At 66.9% G+C, this 18811-nt stretch carries 12 protein-coding genes; 9 read left to right on the top strand and 3 right to left on the bottom strand.

Going from position 1 to position 18811, the window contains the following annotated elements; translation table 11 throughout:
• The first annotated feature begins 5 nt into the window (after nt 1-5).
• The 6 genes from H165_RS0103795 to H165_RS0103770 all read left to right on the top strand — a co-directional run bounded on the left by H165_RS0103795 (nt 6) and on the right by H165_RS0103770 (nt 11751).
• A complete protein-coding gene (locus tag H165_RS0103795) occupies nt 6-2129 on the top strand; it encodes a type IV pilus secretin PilQ (RefSeq protein WP_017937581.1) in 2124 nt (707 codons plus the stop codon).
• Between the two features lie 5 nt (nt 2130-2134).
• The gene (aroK, locus tag H165_RS0103790) at nt 2135-2653 is read left to right on the top strand and encodes a shikimate kinase AroK (protein WP_081609325.1); all 519 of its coding nucleotides are present in this window, start codon (nt 2135-2137) and stop codon (nt 2651-2653) included.
• Nucleotides 2654-2702: 49 nt separating this feature from the next.
• A complete protein-coding gene (gene aroB / locus H165_RS0103785) occupies nt 2703-3800 on the top strand; it encodes a 3-dehydroquinate synthase (protein ID WP_017937579.1) in 1098 nt (365 codons plus the stop codon).
• 17 nt (nt 3801-3817) lie between these two features.
• Nucleotides 3818-5434 (top strand): AAA family ATPase, encoded by a 1617-nt coding sequence (locus tag H165_RS0103780; protein WP_017937578.1) that lies wholly within the window; start codon nt 3818-3820, stop codon nt 5432-5434.
• Nucleotides 5435-5767: 333 nt separating this feature from the next.
• Nucleotides 5768-10216 (top strand): glutamate synthase large subunit, encoded by a 4449-nt coding sequence (gene gltB, locus H165_RS0103775; protein ID WP_017937577.1) that lies wholly within the window; start codon nt 5768-5770, stop codon nt 10214-10216.
• Between the two features lie 122 nt (nt 10217-10338).
• The gene (locus H165_RS0103770) at nt 10339-11751 is read left to right on the top strand and encodes an FAD-dependent oxidoreductase (protein ID WP_017937576.1); all 1413 of its coding nucleotides are present in this window, start codon (nt 10339-10341) and stop codon (nt 11749-11751) included.
• A gap of 63 nt (nt 11752-11814) precedes the next feature.
• Here the strand turns inward: H165_RS0103770 and H165_RS0103765 are convergent, their stop codons facing one another.
• Nucleotides 11815-13167 carry an LLM class flavin-dependent oxidoreductase gene (locus tag H165_RS0103765; protein WP_017937575.1) on the bottom strand — a complete coding sequence of 451 codons (1353 nt, stop codon included), beginning with the start codon at nt 13165-13167 and terminating at the stop codon, nt 11815-11817.
• A gap of 21 nt (nt 13168-13188) precedes the next feature.
• Nucleotides 13189-14148: an aliphatic sulfonate ABC transporter substrate-binding protein gene (locus H165_RS0103760; RefSeq protein WP_017937574.1), complete on the bottom strand. Its 960-nt coding sequence runs from the start codon at nt 14146-14148 to the stop codon at nt 13189-13191.
• A 229-nt stretch (nt 14149-14377) separates the two neighbouring features.
• Between H165_RS0103760 and hemE the strand changes: the two genes are divergently transcribed.
• A complete protein-coding gene (gene hemE / locus H165_RS0103755; protein WP_017937573.1) occupies nt 14378-15445 on the top strand; it encodes a uroporphyrinogen decarboxylase in 1068 nt (355 codons plus the stop codon).
• A 50-nt stretch (nt 15446-15495) separates the two neighbouring features.
• Here hemE and H165_RS0103750 read toward each other — a convergent pair whose 3' ends face one another.
• A complete protein-coding gene (locus H165_RS0103750) occupies nt 15496-16758 on the bottom strand; it encodes an MFS transporter (RefSeq protein WP_017937572.1) in 1263 nt (420 codons plus the stop codon).
• Nucleotides 16759-16965: 207 nt separating this feature from the next.
• Here H165_RS0103750 and H165_RS0103745 point away from each other — a divergent pair, with 207 nt between their 5' ends.
• Nucleotides 16966-17868: a LysR family transcriptional regulator gene (locus tag H165_RS0103745; protein WP_026146336.1), complete on the top strand. Its 903-nt coding sequence runs from the start codon at nt 16966-16968 to the stop codon at nt 17866-17868.
• 103 nt (nt 17869-17971) lie between these two features.
• Nucleotides 17972-18763 carry a ParA family protein gene (locus H165_RS0103740; RefSeq protein ID WP_017937570.1) on the top strand — a complete coding sequence of 264 codons (792 nt, stop codon included), beginning with the start codon at nt 17972-17974 and terminating at the stop codon, nt 18761-18763.
• Nucleotides 18764-18811: the final 48 nt, after the last annotated feature.

Raw genomic sequence — 18811 nt, 5'->3', positions numbered from 1 at the left:
CGAGGATGAACAACACTCTTTCGCGCCTTTGCGCGTCCCTGATCGCGGCCTTCCTGTCGCCGGCCCTGCTGGCCGCCGACCTGCAGGCGCTGGATGTAGCGGCTCTTCCGGGGGGGAAGGTGGAGCTGAAGCTGGCCTTCGACGAGCCGGTGGCCTCGCCGCGCGGCTACACCATCGACCAGCCGGCACGCATCGCGCTCGACCTGCCCGGGGTCAAGAACAAGCTGGGTGCCAAGAATCGCGACTTGGGCGTGGGCAATGCCCGTAGCGTCACCGTGGTCGAGGCCAAGGACCGTACCCGGCTGATCATCAACCTGACCACCCTGGTGCCCTACAGCACCCGCAGCGAGGGCAACAACCTGTTCGTGGTCGTGGGGGATTCGGCAGGTTCGACCCAGACCGCTGCACTTCCGGCTTCCGGCGCGGTCGTGTCCCCGGCGCCGGTCGCCGCCAAACCGGTCTATGCCGCACGTCGTGCCATTGGCAACATCGACTTCCAGCGTGGCGAGAAGGGCGAGGGCAACGTGGTCATCGTGCTTTCCGATCCTTCGGTGAGCCCGGACATCAAGGAGCAGGGCGGCAAGATTCGTCTGGACTTCGCCAAGACCCAGCTGCCGGAGAACCTGCGGGTGCGCTTGGACGTCAAGGACTTCGCCACCCCGGTGCAGTTCGTCAGCGCCAGTGGCGGTGTCGACAGCGCCAGCATCGTCATCGAACCGACCGGCCTTTATGACTACCTGGCCTTCCAGACCGACAACAAGCTGACCATCAGCGTCAAGCCGCTCACCCAGCAGGACGCCGAGCGCCGCCGTGCCGAGAGCTTCGCCTACACCGGCGAGAAGCTGTCCCTGAACTTCCAGGACATCGACGTGCGTTCGGTGCTGCAGCTGATCGCCGACTTCACCGATCTGAACCTGGTTGCCAGTGATACCGTGCAGGGCAACATCACCCTGCGCCTGCAGAACGTGCCCTGGGATCAGGCTCTGGACCTGGTTCTGAAGACCAAGGGCCTGGACAAGCGCAAGGTCGGCAACGTGCTGCTGGTGGCCCCGGCCGCCGAGATCGCCGAGCGCGAGCGTCAGGAGCTGGAGTCGCAGAAGCAGATCGCCGAACTGGCGCCGCTGCGCCGCGAGCTGATCCAGGTGAACTATGCCAAGGCGGCCGACATCGCCAAGCTGTTCCAGTCGGTGACCAGCGGCGACGGCAGCAGCACCCAGGATGAGCGCGGCTCCATCACCGTGGACGACCGCACCAACAGCATCATCGCCTACCAGACTCAGGACAAGCTCGACGAGCTGCGGCGCATCGTCTCGCAGCTGGACATCCCGGTGCGCCAGGTGATGATCGAGGCGCGCATCGTCGAGGCCAACGTCGATTACGACAAGTCCCTGGGCGTGCGCTGGGGCGGTGCCTGGACCAACAACAAGTGGAGTGTCTACGGTAAGGACGGCGCCCAGACCTTCGAGGATGGCCAGCGCTTCCTGCCGGGTAGCGACACCATCGGCAACTGGACGGCCCAGGATGGCGTGGCGCCGGTGCCCTTCGTCGACATGGGCGCGAAAGACAGCACCTCCGGCATCGGCATCGGCTTCATTTCCGATCACCTGATCCTCGACCTGCAGCTCTCCGCCATGGAGAAGACCGGCAACGGCGAGGTGGTGTCGCAGCCGAAGGTGGTGACCTCCGACAAGGAAACCGCGAAGATCCTGAAAGGCTCGGAAGTGCCCTACCAGGAGGCGAGCTCCAGCGGTGCCACCAGTACCTCCTTCAAGGAAGCCTCATTGTCGCTGGAGGTGACCCCGCAGATCACCCCGGACAACCGGGTGATGATGGACGTCAAGGTCACCAAGGACGAGCCGGACTTCGCCAACGCGCTGAACAACGTGCCGCCGATCAAGAAGAACGAGGTGAATGCCAAGGTGCTGGTGTCCGATGGCGAGACCATCGTGATCGGTGGGGTGTTCTCCAACACCCAGACGAAGGCCGTCGACAAGGTGCCGTTCCTCGGAGACCTGCCGTTCCTCGGTCGCCTGTTCCGTCGGGATACCGTTACGGACAAGAAGTCTGAGCTGCTGATCTTCCTGACTCCGCGTATCATGAACAGTCAGGCGATTGCAGTGAACCATTGATCTTCGTGAGAAATTTGATTCTGGTCGGCCCGATGGGAGCTGGAAAGAGCACCATCGGGCGTTTGTTGGCAAAAGAACTGAAACTGCCGTTCAAGGATTCCGACAAGGAAATCGAGCAGCGGACCGGGGCGGACATCCCCTGGATCTTCGACGTGGAGGGTGAGCAGGGCTTCCGGGAGCGCGAGCATGCGGTGATCGCCGAGCTCTGCGGCGCCGACGGTCTGGTGCTGGCCACCGGCGGCGGCGCGGTGCTCCGTGAGGACAATCGCCGCGCACTGCGGGCCGGCGGGCGGGTGATCTATCTGCATACCTCGGTGGAACAGCAGATCGAACGCACCGCCCGTGACCGCAACCGGCCGTTGCTGCGCACCGCCGATCCGGGCAAGGTGCTGCGCGACCTGATGGCGGTGCGCGACCCCCTCTACCGGGAAATCGCCGATCTGGTCATCGAGACCGACACTCGTCCGCCGCGCATGGTCGTGCAGGAAATCCTCGAGCGTGTGCATTCGCTGCCGCCGCGTTGAGACCCGGGGATTTGCGCTATCCTAGAGCCCTTTTCACAGTGGGGGCCGTATGCACACTCTCCATGTAAACCTGGGCGATCGCAGTTATCCCATCTATATCGGCGCCGGCCTGCTCGAACAGCCGGAGCTGTTCGCGCAGCACATCGGCGGCCGGCAGGTCGCCATCGTCACCAACGAAACCATTGCCCCCCTGTATCTGGACAAGCTAAAGGCCGCCCTGCAGCGCTTTGAGGTGGCCTGCGTGGTGCTGCCCGATGGCGAGGCGTTCAAGAACTGGGAAACCCTCCAGAAGATCTTCGACGGGTTGCTCGAGGCTCGCCACGACCGGGGTACCACCGTCGTCGCTCTCGGCGGCGGTGTGGTGGGTGACATGGCCGGCTTCGCCGCGGCCTGCTACCAGCGCGGCGTGGCCTTCGTCCAGGTGCCGACTACCCTGCTGTCCCAGGTGGACTCCTCGGTGGGCGGCAAGACCGGCATCAACCACCCGCTGGGCAAGAACATGGTGGGGGCCTTCTACCAGCCCAAGGCGGTGGTGATCGATACCGCCACCCTGGCGACCCTGCCGCCCCGCGAGCTGTCCGCCGGCCTGGCGGAGGTCATCAAGTACGGGCTGATCTGCGACGAGCCCTTCCTCGGCTGGCTGGAGGAACATCTGGAGGCGCTGCGCGGACTCGACCAGCAGGCTCTGAGCGAGGTCATCGAGCGCTCCTGTGCGGCCAAGGCCCGGGTGGTCGGCGCCGATGAGCGTGAGTCCGGACTGCGTGCCATCCTCAACCTCGGGCATACCTTCGGTCATGCCATTGAGGCGCACCAGGGCTATGGCGCCTGGCTGCACGGGGAGGCGGTGGCCGCGGGAACCGTGATGGCGATGGAGATGTCCAGACGTCTGGGCTGGATCACTGCGCAGGAGCGCGATCGCGGGATCCGTCTGCTGCAGCGTGCCGGCCTGCCGGTGGCGCCGCCGCAGGACATGACGCCTGAGGACTTCCTCCAGCACATGGCGGTCGACAAGAAAGTCCAGGCCGGGCGCCTGCGCCTGGTCCTGCTGCGGAAGATGGGCGATGCCGTGGTGACCGCCGATTTCCCGCGCGAGATTCTGGAGGCAACGCTGGCGACCGACTACCGGGCGCTGGTGGAGCAGCTTTGAGACCTATCGAGAGCACCATGACCAGTTTGCATGCCGACGAGGCGTTCCTCAGTCACTACCAGTTCAGTCACGACCCCTTCGCGCCTCGGGTGCCGGGATTCAAGTTCTTCCCCGCCCAGCGCAAGCCGGTGCTCGGCCAGTTGCACCATCTGGCGCGCTACAGCCAGCTGCTGCTGGTGGTCACCGGCCCCAAGGGCAGTGGCAAGACGCTGTTGCGTCAGGCCCTGGTGGCCAGCACCAACAAGCAGACGGTGCACAGCGTGGTGGTCTCGGCACGCGGCGGGATGGACGCCGGCGGCCTGCTGCGCCAGGTGGCCCAGGGGCTGAACTCGCCGCAGGCGGAGCTGCGCAGCATCCAGGCCCAGGTGGCCCAGCTGGCGCTGACCGACCAGGAGGTGTACCTGCTGGTCGATGACGCCGAGGAACTGGACGATTCCGCCTTGGAGGCCCTACTGGGCCTGGCCGCCGGGCGTGCCGAAGGGCGCCCGCACGTCTTCCTGTTCGGCCACCCGTCGCTGCTGCCGCGTCTGGAGCAGCTGGCCGACGGCGGCGAAAGCTTCCATGCCATCGAGCTGCAGCCCTATACCGAGGAGGAGACCGCGGAGTATCTGGCGCAGCGTCTGGAGGGTGCCGGGCAGGGGCTGGCGGTGTTCAGCGATGAGCAGATCGCGGAGATCCACGAGCAGTCCAGGGGCTGGCCGGGGCTTATCAACCAGGTGGCGCGGGAGATGCTCGTCGAGGCGATGCTCGCCGAACGCAGCGCGGAACGCTCCGGCGGGGTCGCTTTCAGGCTGCCGCAGAAACATCTGCTGGCCATCGGCATCGTGGTGATCGCGGTGGTCGCGGCCTTCCTGATGAAGAGCGGCTCGACGCCCGAAGTCCAGGCCCCGGCGGTGGCCCAGGTGGCCCCCGCGGACGGTGCGCAGCAAGCGGCCGGTGACGCGCCGGCCATCGAGTTCGCCGGCTCCAGCCAGCCGCTGCCGCTGCCGCTGGTAGGCGAGGCGCAGCCGGTGATTCGCCAGCCGCTGGCTCAGGCTGGCGGTCAGGAGGATGAGGAAGCCCCGTCCAGCGAGCCGGTGACCTCGGCGCCGCTGCCGGCAAGCGTGCCGGTGCCGCCGCCGGTGACCGTGGCTGTGCCGCCGGCGCCCGCCCCGGTACCTGCCCCGGTACCTGCTGCCGCGGCGCCGAGCACTCCCCCGGCGCCCAGCCGGCCGCGCAGCGTGGCGCAACCGGCGCCCCAGCCGGTCGCCAAGCCGGCCGCGCCGGCGCCAGCGGCCAAGCCGGTGGTGCAGTCCAAGCCGGCCCAGCCCCAACCGGCAGCCAGGCCGGTCGCCGGGGCGCCGGTGGCGGGCAGCGACTGGTACCGCAGCCAGGTGGGTTCCCACTATGCTCTGCAGGTGCTCGGCACGCGCTCGGAAAGCAGCGCCCAGGCCTTCGTCCGTCAGCACGGCAGCGGCTATCGGTACTTCAAGAAGATCCACCAGGGGCAGCCGCTGTACGTGGTGACCTACGGCAGCTTCGCCTCCCGCGAGGCGGCCCAGGCGGCCATCCGCACCCTGCCGGCCAACGTCCAGGCGGGTAAGCCTTGGCCGAAGACCTTCGCCAGCATCCAGCAGGAAGCGCAGATGCGCTGACGGCGGCGCGCGACGTCGCCTTTCTGCAAGTTCCGCTGACGGCCGGTTTGTCCCCTGGGCAAGCCGGCCTTTTCGTCCGTGGCACCAGGCTCGGTGGTGTCTGCCGAAGGACTGCAGGTGGTCGGCTAACATGTTCCTCCGGCTTGATCCTTTCAATTTAGCGACATAAGGTGTTGCTTGTGCGTCATTTGGGGGTTTGTGGCCCCCCTGTCCTCTGTGTAGAATGACCCCCCTTTTGCCTGCGCAAAGCCGGCGCTAAGTCCTGCGCGTTTGGTAAGTACCTGAATCAAAAAGTAATTGCCTTAACCAAAAGGCATCCTGGTGAGAGTCCCTATGAGAGCAGGTCTGTATCATCCTGAGGAGTTCAAGGATAACTGCGGCTTCGGTCTGATCGCCCACATGCAGGGCGAGGCCAGCCATAACCTGTTGCAGACGGCCATCGAGGCCCTGACTTGTATGACCCACCGCGGCGGTATCAACGCGGACGGCAAGACAGGCGACGGCTGCGGTCTGCTGATCCAGAAGCCCGATGAATTCCTGCGTGCCGTCGCCCGTGCGGAACTGGGCGTCGAGCTGCCCAAGCAGTACGCCGTGGGCATGGTGTTCTTCAATCAGGATCCGGCCAAGGCCGAGATCGCCCGCGCCAACATGGACCGCGAGATCCTCGCCGCCGGTCTGCAGCTGATCGGCTGGCGCAAGGTGCCGATCGACACCAGCGTGCTCGGTCCGCTGGCCCTGGAGCGCCTGCCGATCATCGAGCAGGTGTTCGTCGGCGGCGAAGGGCTCTCCGACCAGGAATTCGCCATCAAGCTGTTCAGCGCCCGGCGTCGCTCCTCGGTGGCCAACGCCGCGGATACCGACCACTACGTCTGCAGCTTCTCCCACAAGACCATCATCTACAAGGGCCTGATGATGCCGGCCGACCTGGCCGCCTTCTATCCGGACCTGGGTGACGAGCGCCTGAAGACCGCCATTTGCGTGTTCCACCAGCGCTTTTCCACCAACACCCTGCCGAAGTGGCCGCTGGCCCAGCCGTTCCGCTTCCTCGCCCACAACGGCGAGATCAACACCATCACCGGCAACCGCAACTGGGCGATGGCGCGGCGCGGCAAGTTCGCCAACGACCTGATCCCCGACCTGGACGAGCTGGGCCCGCTGGTCAACCGCGTGGGTTCCGATTCCTCGAGCATGGACAACATGCTCGAGCTGATGGTCACCGGCGGCATCGACCTGTTCCGCGCCGTGCGCATGATCATTCCGCCGGCCTGGCAGAACGTCGAGACCATGGACGCCGACCTGCGCGCCTTCTATGAGTACAACTCCATGCACATGGAGCCCTGGGACGGCCCTGCCGGGGTGGTGCTCACCGACGGCCGCTACGCGGTCTGCCTGCTGGACCGCAACGGCCTGCGCCCGGCGCGCTGGGTGACCACCAAGAACGGCTACATCACCCTGGCCTCGGAAATCGGCGTGTGGGACTACAAGCCGGAGGACGTGCTGGCCAAGGGCCGCGTCGGCCCGGGGCAGATCCTCGCCGTGGACACCGAGACCGGCCAGGTGCTGGATACCGAGGCGATCGACAGCCGCCTGAAATCGCGCCACCCCTACAAGCAGTGGCTGCGCAAGCATGCCCAGCGCATCCAGGCCACCCTGGAGGACCGCGACCACGGTGCGCCCTTCTACGACGGCGACCAGCTCAAGCAGTACATGAAGATGTTCCAGGTCACCTTCGAGGAGCGTGACCAGGTGCTGCGTCCTCTCGGCGAGCAGGGCCAGGAGGCAGTCGGCTCCATGGGTGACGACACCCCGATGGCGGTGCTCTCCCAGCGCATCCGCTCGCCCTACGACTACTTCCGCCAGCAGTTCGCCCAGGTCACCAACCCGCCGATCGACCCGTTGCGTGAGTCCATCGTGATGTCCCTGGAGATCTGCCTGGGCGCCGAGCGCAACATCTTCCAGGAGTCCCCGGAGCACGCCAGCCGAGTGATCCTCAGCAGCCCGGTGATCTCCCCGGCCAAGTGGCGCGCGCTGATGAGCCTGGAGCGCCCGGGCTTCGAGCGTCACTTCATCGACATGAACTACGACGAGTCGCTGGGCCTGGAGGCGGCGATCCGCAACATGGCCGACCAGGCCGAGGAAGCGGTGCGCGCCGGCAAGGTGCTGCTGGTGCTCTCCGACCGCCACATCGCCCCCGGCAAGCTGCCGGCGCATGCCGCGCTGGTCACCGGCGCCGTGCACCACCGCCTGGTGGAGAAGGGCCTGCGCTGCGACTGCAACATCCTGGTGGAAACCGCCACTGCCCGTGACCCGCACCACTACGCGGTGCTGATCGGCTTCGGTGCCTCAGCGGTCTATCCGTTCCTGGCCTACGAGGTGCTCGGCGACCTGATCCGCACCGGCGAAGTGCTCGGCGACCTCTACGAGGTGTTCAAGCACTACCGCAAGGGCATCTCCAAGGGCCTGCTGAAGATCCTCTCGAAGATGGGCATCTCGACCATCGCCTCCTACCGCGGCGCCCAGCTGTTCGAGGCGGTCGGCCTGGCCGACGAGGTCACCGAGCTGTGCTTCAAGGGGGTCGCCAGCCGCCTGCAGGGCGCGCGCTTCGTCGACCTGGAGAACGAGCAGAAGCTGCTCGCCGCGGAAGCCTGGAACAACCGCAAGCCGATCCAGCAAGGCGGCCTGCTGAAGTTCGTCTACGGCGGCGAGTACCACGCCTACAACCCGGACGTGGTGAACGCCCTGCAGGCTGCCGTGCAGCAGGGCAGCTACGAGAAGTTCAAGGAGTACTCGGCGCTGGTGGACAACCGCCCGGTATCCATGCTCCGCGACCTGCTCAAGGTCAAGGTCGCCGAACAGCCACTGCCGCTCGACGAGGTGGAGCCGCTGGAAGCCATCTTCAAGCGCTTCGACGCCGCCGGCATCTCCCTCGGCGCCCTGTCGCCGGAGGCCCACGAGGCTCTGGCCGAGGCCATGAACCGCCTGGGCGCGCGTTCCAACTCCGGTGAGGGCGGTGAGGACCCGGCGCGCTACGGCACCATCAAGAGCTCGAAGATCAAGCAGGTGGCCACCGGCCGCTTCGGCGTCACCCCGGAGTATCTGGTCAACGCCGAGGTGCTGCAGATCAAGGTGGCCCAGGGCGCCAAGCCCGGCGAGGGCGGCCAGCTGCCCGGCGGCAAGGTCAACGGCCTGATCGCCCGCCTGCGCTACGCGGTGCCCGGCGTGACCCTGATCTCCCCGCCGCCGCACCACGACATCTACTCGATCGAGGACCTGGCCCAGCTGATCTACGACCTCAAGCAGGTCAATCCGCAGGCCCTGGTGTCGGTCAAGCTGGTCGCCGAGGCCGGGGTGGGCACCATCGCCGCCGGCGTGGCCAAGGCCTATGCCGATCTGATCACCATCTCCGGCTACGACGGCGGTACCGGTGCCTCGCCGCTGACCTCCATCAAGTACGCCGGCTCTCCGTGGGAGCTGGGCCTCGCCGAGACCCACCAGACCCTGCGCGGCAACGACCTGCGCGGCAAGGTGCGGGTGCAGACCGATGGCGGCCTGAAGACCGGCTTGGACGTGATCAAGGCAGCGATTCTCGGCGCCGAGAGTTTCGGTTTCGGCACCGCGCCCATGGTTGCCCTGGGCTGCAAGTACCTGCGCATCTGCCATCTGAACAACTGCGCCACCGGCGTGGCCACCCAGAACGAGAAGCTGCGCAAGGACCACTTCATCGGCACCGTGGACATGGTGGTGAACTTCTTCACCTTCATCGCCACCGAGACTCGTGAGTGGCTGGCCAAGCTCGGCGTGCGCAGCCTCTCCGAGCTGATCGGTCGCACCGACCTGCTCGAAGTGCTGCCCGGCGAGACCGCCAAGCAGGCCAACCTGGACCTGACCCCGCTGCTCGGCAGTGCCCATGTCCCGGCCGACAAGCCGCAGTACTGTGAGATCGAGCGCAACCCGCCGTTCGACCCCGGCCTGCTCGCCGAGAAGATGCTCGAGCTGGCCCGGGACGCCATCGCCAGCAAGCGTGGCGGCGAATTCGAGCTGGATATCTGCAACTGCGACCGATCCATCGGCGCGCGCATCTCCGGCGAGATCGCCCGACACCACGGCAACCAGGGCATGGCCGACGCGCCCATCACCTTCCGCTTCAAGGGCACCGCGGGACAGAGCTTCGGCGTGTGGAACGCCGGTGGCCTGCACCTGTACCTGGAAGGCGACGCCAACGACTACGTCGGCAAGGGCATGACCGGCGGCAAGATCGTCATCACCCCGCCGGCCGGCAGCGCGCTGAAGACCCAGGAGTCGGCGATCATCGGCAACACCTGCCTGTACGGCGCCACCGGCGGCAAGCTGTTCGCCGCGGGGACCGCCGGCGAGCGCTTCGCGGTGCGCAACTCTGGGGCCCATGCCGTGGTGGAGGGGACCGGCGACCACTGCTGCGAATACATGACCGGCGGTTTCGTCTGCGTGCTGGGCAGGACCGGCTACAACTTTGGTTCGGGCATGACCGGCGGCTTCGCCTACGTGCTCGACCTGGACAACAGCTTCGTCGACCGCGTCAACCACGAGCTGGTGGAAATCCAGCGGATCAGCAACGAGGCGATGGAAGCCTACCGCAGCCATCTGCAGGGCGTGCTGGACGAGTACGTGGCGGAAACTGGCAGCGAGTGGGGACGGACCCTCGCCGAGAACCTGGACGACTACCTGCGCAAGTTCTGGCTGGTGAAGCCCAAGGCGGCAAGCCTGAAGTCGCTGCTCTCCAGTACTCGCGCCAACCCCCAATAACGCAAGGTTCGCAGCCGCGCTTCCGGCGCTGCAGGTCAGCGCAGCCGCCGGGACCGCCGGCCCACCGAGGTTGACTGGCGGCTTGAGCCCGGGGCTCGCCGCTGCCGTGAAGAGGTTTTGAAATGACTGAACGTCTGAACAACGACTTCCAGTTCATCGAGGTCGGTCGCAAGGATCCGAAGAAGAAGCTGTTGCGCCAGCGCAAGAAGGAGTTCGTGGAAATCTACGAGCCCTTCAAGCCGCAGCAGGCCAGCGAGCAGGCCCACCGTTGCCTGGCCTGCGGCAACCCTTACTGCGAATGGAAGTGCCCGGTGCACAACTACATTCCGAACTGGCTGAAGCTGGTCTCGGAAGGCAACATCCTGGCCGCCGCCGAGCTGTCCCACCAGACCAACACCCTGCCGGAAGTCTGCGGCCGGGTGTGCCCGCAGGACCGCCTATGTGAGGGTGCCTGCACCCTGAACGACGGGTTCGGCGCGGTGACCATCGGCTCGGTGGAGAAGTACATCACCGACACCGCCTTCGCCATGGGCTGGCGGCCGGACATGTCCAAGGTCAAGCCGACCGGCAGGCGGGTCGCGGTGATCGGCGCCGGTCCGGCGGGCCTCGGTTGCGCCGACGTGTTGGTGCGCAACGGGGTGACCCCGGTGGTGTTCGACAAGAACCCGGAGATCGGCGGCCTGCTGACCTTCGGGATTCCCGAGTTCAAGCTCGAGAAGCACGTGCTCAGCCGTCGCCGCGAGGTGTTCAGCGGCATGGGCATCGAGTTCCGCCTGAACACCGAGGTGGGCAAGGACGTCAGCATGCAGCAGCTGCTCGACGAGTTCGATGCGGTGTTCATGGGCATGGGCACCTACACTTACATGAAGGGCGGTTTCCCCGGTGAGCACCTGCCGGGCGTCTACGATGCCCTGGACTTCCTGATCGCCAACGTCAAGCGCAACCTCGGCTTTTCCAACGAGTTCATCGACATGAAGGGCAAGAAGGTGGTGGTGCTGGGCGGCGGCGACACCGCCATGGACTGCAACCGCACCTCGATCCGCCAGGGGGCCAAGAGCGTCACCTGTGCCTACCGCCGTGACGCCGAGAACATGCCCGGTTCGCGCCGCGAGGTGAAGAACGCCAAGGACGAGGGCGTGAAGTTCCTGTTCAACCGTCAGCCGATCGGCATCGTCGAGTTCGACGGCGCGGTGGCCGGGGTCAAGGTGGTCGAGACTCGGCTCGGCGAACCGGATGCCCGCGGCCGCCGGGTCCCCGAGCCGATCCCCGGCTCCGAGGAGATCCTTCCGGCCGACGCGGTGATCATCGCCTTCGGTTTTCGCCCGAGCCCGGCGCCCTGGTTCGCCGATTTCGGCATCGAGCTGGACAGCCAGGGTCGGGTGATCGCCCCGGCCAACGGCACCTATAAGCACCAGACCAGCAATCCGAAGATCTTCGCCGGTGGCGACATGGTGCGCGGCTCCGATCTGGTGGTGACCGCCATCTACGAAGGCCGCCAGGCCGCCGAGGGGATCCTCGACTACCTGGGCGTGTAAACCTCAGGCTGCCGAACAATGGAACGCCCGCGCTTACCGCGGGCGTTTTCATGTACGGGGTCGCTAGCGGCGCCGGCCACGATGCTCGGGGGGCAGCCGGTCGCCCCGGCCGAACAGCTTGTGGCGCAGGGTGCCTTCGGGGTATTCCAAGGGGTAGCGGCCACGGCGCTGCAGCTCGGGCACCAAGTGCTCGACCACCGCGCGCAGGTCGTCATGGGCCACCGCGTAGGTCAGGTTGAAGCCGTCGATGCCGGTGTTGTCCAGCCATTCCTCCAGGCTATCGGCCACGGTTGCGGCGGACCCCACCAGTACCGGACCGCGGCCACCCAGGCTGATGAACTCGGCGGCTTCGCCCACCGTCCATTCGCGCTGCGGATCGGCCAGGGTGAAGGAGCCCAGCGCCGTGCGTCCGGCGTCGTTCTCCAGGTAGCGGATCACCGCATCGGGGGCGTAGCCGGAGAAGTCGATGCCGGTCCAGCCGGAGAGCAGGGTCAGGGCGCCGGGAACGTCGACGTAGCGGCGATAATCGGCGTAACGGGCCTGGGCCGCCTCGTCGCTGCTGTCGACTATGACCAGCGCCTGGGCGTAGATCAGCTGGCCGCTGCGCCCAGCCTCACGGGCTGCCTGGCGCAGGGCGCGCACGTAGCCGGCCAGTGCCGCCTGGGTCGGCGCGCTGATGAACAGGCACTCGGCATGCTCGGCGGCGAAGCGCTGACCGCGGGCCGAGGCACCGGCCTGGAAGAGCACCGGGGTACGCTGCGGCGACGGCTCGCAGATATGCACCCCGGGCACCTGGTAGTACTGGCCTGCATGCTCGATCGGATGCACCTTGGCCGGGTCGATGAAGACCCCGCGCTGAGCATCGTTGACCAGCGCATCATCCTCCCAGCTGTATTCCCAGAGCTTGTAGAGCACCTCCAGGTATTCGTCGGCCTGGTCGTAGCGCTGGTCGTGGGGCAGTTGGCGGGTCAGGCCGTTGTTCTGCGCCGCGCTGTTCAGGTAGCCGGTGACTATGTTCCAGGCGATGCGCCCGCCGCTCAGGTGATCCAGGGTGGAGATGCGCCGGGCGAAGGGGTAGGGGTGCTCGTAGCTCAGCGAGAAGGTCAGGCCGAAGCCCAGGTGGCGGGTATGCCCGGCCAGGGCCGCGACCAGCACCAGCGGATCGTGGATCGGCGCCTGCACGCCGTGCGCCAGGGCGCTGTCGATACGCCCCTGGTAGACGTCGGAGAAGCCCATGGTGTCGGCCAGGAACAGGGCGTCGAACCGCCCTCGTTCCAGCAGCTGGGCCAGCTCCAGCCAGTAGTCCAGTTGGTTGAAGCGCCGGCACTGGTTGCGCGGATGGCGCCACAGCCCCGGCGACTGGTGCACCGGGGTGTTCATGCTGAAAGCATTGAAGCGAATCGGGGGACGGCTCATAGAAGGACCCGGGCGCCGCATTCAGGGCAGCAGGTTGTGTGGGTAGACGGCCTCGGCGACCCTGACGCTGCGCGGCAGCACGCCCAAGGCGACGAAGGTGTCGGCGAGCTTCTGCTGTTCGGCGACTATTTCCTCGCTGATCGCCGTAGCACTGTAGTTGCGGCGTTCGGTGGCGGTCTTGAGGATCGCCGGGTCGATGCCCAGCTGCGGTGCCAGCAGGGCGGCTACCTCGTCCGGGTGGGCGTTGGCCCAGCTGTTGGTTTCCTGCAGCTGGGCGAAGAAGGTGCGCACCAACTCAGGGTTGGCATCGACGAAGGCGGCGGTGCTCAGGTAGAAGGTGCGGTTGTTGGTCAGGCCCTGACCGTCTCGCAGGTTGCGCACCGGCAGCTGCAGCTCGGCGGCCGCCAGGAAGGGATCCCACAGGGTGGTGGCCTCGACGCTGCCCGACTGCAGAGCGGAGATGGCGTCGGCGGCACTGCTGACGTAAGCCGGGATGATGTCCTTGTAGCTCAGGCCGGCTTCCTCCAGCGCCAGGGCCAGTAGGTACTGGGCGTTCCAGCCGCGGCCGGTGGATACGCGCTTGCCCTTGAGGTCGGCCAGGCTGGCGACTCCGGAGTCCTTGCGAACCAGCACGCCGATGCCCTTGGGATAGGGCTGTTCGGCCGCCAGGTAGACTACCGGTTTGCCACTGGCCTGGGCGAATACCGAGGGGGCGTCGGCGGCATGCCCCAGGTCGATGGCGCCGGTGCTCAGGGCCTCGAGCAGTTGCGGGCCGGCGGCGAACTCGTGCCAGCTGACCCTCACCCCTTGCTCGGCGAGGGCCTTCTCCAGGGCGCCGGTGCCTTTGAGGATATTGACGCTGTTGAACTTCTGGTAGCCGATGCGCAGGGTCTGCGCCGGCTCGGCCAGCGCGCCGGTGGCCAGACCTAAGCCGGCCAGGATGGCCAGCAGCCGGTGACGGAGAGAGGTGAGTGACTTCATGACGGGCTCCTTGAAGGTGTGGCGAAGACTCTAAGGAGCGGAAGTGGGGCCGATCAATCTTTTTAATTATCTTGAGTTATATCAATTTTTTATTTGATTATCTTTTTGGAATATAAAGTTGATTCCGCGCAGGGCATTTTGCCTGTTGGCGAGGGGTGCCGTGCCTTTTCGGCGAGGCTCTGCGAGAATGCCGCCGACAATTTTGCGCCGTTCAAGCCTGGACCCTGCGATGACCGAATTGAAGAACGACCGTTTCCTCCGCGCCCTGCTCAAGCAACCCGTCGATGTCACCCCGGTATGGATGATGCGCCAGGCCGGTCGTTACCTGCCCGAGTACCGCGCCACCCGGGCCAAGGCCGGCGACTTCATGAGCCTGTGCAAGAACCCCGAGCTGGCCTGTGAGGTGACCATCCAGCCGCTAGACCGCTACCCGCAGCTGGACGCGGCGATCCTCTTCTCGGACATCCTTACCATCCCCGACGCCATGGGTCAGGGCCTGTACTTCGAGAGCGGCGAGGGGCCGCGTTTCAGGAAGGTGGTCAACACCCTGGCCGACATCGAGGCGCTACCGGTGCCGGATGCGGATAAGGAGCTGGGCTACGTGATGGAGGCGGTGCGCACCATCCGCCGCGAGCTGAACGGCCGGGTGCCGCTGATCGGCTTCTCCGGCAGCCCCTGGACCCTGGCCACCTACATGGTCGAGGGCGGTTCCTCGCGGGACTTCCGCAAGTCCAAGGCGATGCTCTACGACAACCCGCAGGCCATGCACGCGCTGCTCGACAAGCTGGCCCGCGCGGTGACCGCCTACCTCAACGGGCAGATCCGTGCCGGCGCCCAGGCGGTTCAGATCTTCGACTCCTGGGGCGGCGCGCTGTCTGCGGCGGCCTTCCAGGAGTTCTCCCTGCGCTACATGCGGCAGATCGTCGACGGCCTGATCCGCGAGCACGAAGGGCGCCGCGTGCCGGTGATCCTCTTTACCAAGGGCGGCGGCCTGTGGCTGGAGGCCATGGCCGAGAGCGGCGCCGAGGCGCTGGGCTTGGACTGGACCTGCGACATCGGCAGCGCCCGCGCGCGGGTCGGTGCCAAGGTGGCGCTGCAGGGCAACATGGACCCCAGTGTGCTCTACGCCAAGCCGGCGGCGATCCGCGCCGAGGTGGCACGGATCCTCGCCGCCTACGGCGAGGGTTCCGGCCACGTGTTCAACCTCGGTCACGGCATCACCCCGGAAGTCGACCCGGTCCATGCCGGGGCCTTCTTCGAGGCGGTGCACGAACTCTCCGCGGCCTACCACCGCTGAGCCAAACGACAAGGGCGCCATTCGGCGCCCTTGTCGTATCCAGCTTCCGCTTAGTGCGCCGGCTGGGCGGCCGCGAACTGCCCGGGCAGCGCCGGCACCCGCGCCAGGTGCAGGGCGGCGAGCAGGGCTAGGAGCAGCAGGCCGGCGATGAACAGGCCGACCCCCGGCCAGCCGTAGTGGTGCCAGAACAGCCCGCCGAGGGTGCCGGCCAGGCTGGAGCCCAGGTAGTAGCTGAACAGGTAGAGCGCCGAGGCCTGGCCCTTGTTGCGCAGGGCGCGACGGCCTATCCAGCTGCTGGCCACCGAATGGGCGCCGAAGAAGCCGAAGGTGAATACCAGCATGCCGGCCAGCACCAGGGCCAGGGGGCTGAACAGGGTCAGCAGCAGGCCGCCGAGCATCACCATGATCACCGCCTTGAGCACCCGGCGGCGGCCCAGGCGGTCGGCCAGCGAGCCGACCCAGGCCGAGCTGTAGATGCCCGCCAGGTAGACCACCGAGAGCAGGCCGACCAGCGCCTGGCTCAGATGGTAGGGGGCGTCCAGCAGGCGGTAGCCGATGTAGTTGAACAGGGTCACGAAGGCGCCCATCAGCAGGAAGCCCTCGAGGAACAGCCAAGGCAGGCCGGCGTCCAGCAGGTGGGCGCGGAAGCCGGCGAGCAGTGCCCGCGGGCGCAGCCGGGTGGGGCGGAAGTTGCGCGACTCGGGCAAGAAGCGCCAGAACAGCAGCGCGGCGGCCAGCGCCAGGCTGCCGAGGATGGCCACCGCCAGCTGCCAGGAGACGAAGTCCACCAGCACCCCGGTGATCAGCCGGCCGCTCATCCCGCCGATGGCGTTGCCGCTGATGTACAGGCCCATGGCCAGGCCCAGGTGTAGCGGGTGGATCTCCTCGCTCAGGTAGGTCATGGCCACCGCGGCCAGGCCGCTCAGCGACAGGCCGATCAGTGCGCGCATCAGCAGCACGCCGTGCCAGCTGGGCATCAGCACGGTGCCGATGGTGAACGCCGAGGCGCAGACCAGCGACGCCACCATCAGCTTCTTGCGGCCGATGGCGTCGGAAATGGGCCCGAAGATCAGCAGGCCGATGGCTAGCATGATTGTCGAGATCGACAGCACCAGGCTGCTCTGTGCGGCAGTCAGACCGTAGGCGCGGGACAGCACCGGCATCATTGGCTGCACGCAGTAGAGCAGGGCGAAGGTGGCGAATCCGCCGGCGAACAGCGCCAGGGAGGTGCGCAGGAAGGCCGGGCTGCCTTTTTCGATATGGCTGGGCAGGACGTCAGCCGTGGTCTGGGCGACGGGCTCGGGGCTCGGCAAGGAGGATGCCTTGCTCGCGACGGAAGGGGTCACAACTCACCTCGGATACTGGGGCCGGGCCGCGTACCAGGGGGTAGCAGTGCACGCCGGCAATGACAGGGAAAGTTGTAGTTGGCGTTATGGCGACAAGGATATGGAGCGTAATTTGGTATTTCCAATATATTGTTTGACCTATTTGATATGTTTTGAGAATCAATGGGGAAGGCCATGGAACTGCGCCACCTGCGTTACTTCGTCGCGGTCGCCGAGGAGCTGCACTTTGGGCGTGCCGCCGAGCGCCTAGGCATCTCCCAGCCGCCGCTCAGCCAGCAGATCCAGGCGCTGGAGGAGGAGCTGGGCGCGCGCCTCCTGGAGCGCACCAACCGCCGGGTGGCGCTCACCGAGGTGGGCCGGCTGTTCCTCGCCGAGGCGCGCCAGGTGCTGGCCCAGTCGGATAAGGCCGTACAGCTGGCGCGGCGCGCCCAGCGCGGGGAAATCGGCGAGCTGAAGATCGGCTTCACCTCCTCGGCGCCCTTCACCTCAACCATCCCGCGCAGCATCTTCGCCTTCCGCCAGGCCTATCCGGCGGTACACCTCGAGCTGCTGGAGATGAGCAGCCGCCAGGTGGTCGCCGCGCTGCAGGAGCGCCGCGTGCAGGTGGGGGTGATCCGCCCGCTGGCGCTGCCCGAGGGCATGGAGCGCACCGAGCTGTTCCGCGAGCCACTGGTCGCCGTGCTGCGTGCCGACCATCCGCTCGCCCAGGGCCGCGACGGGGGCATCGGCCTGGCCGAGCTGGCCGAGGAGCCCTTCGTGTACTTCCCGGTCAGCTTCGGCACCGGCCTTTACGACCAACTGCTCGAGTTGACCCGTCAGGCCGGCTTTACCCCGCGTATCGCCCAGGAGGCCGGTGAGGCGATGACCATCATCGGCCTGGTGGCCGCCGGCCTGGGGGTCTCGGTGCTGCCCGCCTCGTTCCGTCGCATGCGCATCGACGGGGTGGTGTTCCTCGAGCTGCTCGACCCCGGCGCCACCAGTGCGGTCTGGTTGGTGCGCCGCAGCCGCGAGTGCTCGCCGCAGGCGCTGGCCTTCGTCGAGCTGCTGACCCGTGAGGCCTTCGCCGCCGCCGGCTAGGCGCAGACGGCTATCCTCAGGCGACGAGCAGTGGGCGGCATGCCGCGTGCCTGTCACGGGCCTTGCATGGACTCGGGCCAACCACTTCATCAGGAGGTGTGCGATGCGGCGTGTGGTCTTCAATCAGAAGGGCGGCGTGGGCAAGTCGAGCATTGCCTGCAACCTGGCGGCGGTGAGTGCGGCAGAGGGCTACCGCACCCTGCTGGTGGACCTGGATGCCCAGGCCAACTCCACCCACTACCTCACCGGACTGAGCGGCGACGAGCTGCCCAACGGTATCGCCGACTTCTTCCGCCAGACCCTGGCTTCCGGGCCCTTTGCCAGGAAGGCCGCGGTGGACATCTACGAGACGCCCTACGCCAACCTGCACGTGATCACCGCCTCGCCCGAGCTGGCCGAGCTGCAGCCGAAGCTGGAGGCCAAGCACAAGATCACCAAGCTGCGTAAACTGCTGGAGGCGTTGGAGGAGGACTACGAGCGGATCTACCTGGACACTCCGCCGGCGCTGAACTTCTACGCGATTTCCGCATTGATCGCCGCCGAGCGCTGCCTGGTGCCCTTCGACTGCGACAGCTTCTCGCGCCAGGCGTTGTACGGCCTGTTGCGCGAGCTCGAGGAGCTCAGGGAGGACCACAACGAGGACCTGGAGCTGGAGGGCATCGTGGTCAACCAGTTCCAGCCGCGCGCCAGCCTGCCGCAGCAGATCCTCGACGAGCTGGTCGCCGAGGACCTGCCGGTGCTGCCGGTGTACCTGATGAGCTCGGTGAAGATGCGCGAGTCGCACCAGGCCTGCACGCCGCTGATCCACCTGGACCGCAGCCACAAGCTGACCCGGCAGTTCGTCGCACTGCACCGCCTGCTCGACGATCCACGCGGCAAGGGCCGGCGCGGCTGATCAGCACGTCGCAGGGCGGCTCGCGCAGCAGCTGCTGGGCCAGGCTGC

Origin of the sequence: Pseudomonas thermotolerans DSM 14292 (assembly GCF_000364625.1) — a bacterium.
GTDB lineage: Bacteria > Pseudomonadota > Gammaproteobacteria > Pseudomonadales > Pseudomonadaceae > Aquipseudomonas > Aquipseudomonas thermotolerans.
The sequence above is the reverse complement of the archived record's forward strand: the minus strand, read 5'-3'. Positions and strand labels throughout refer to the sequence as shown.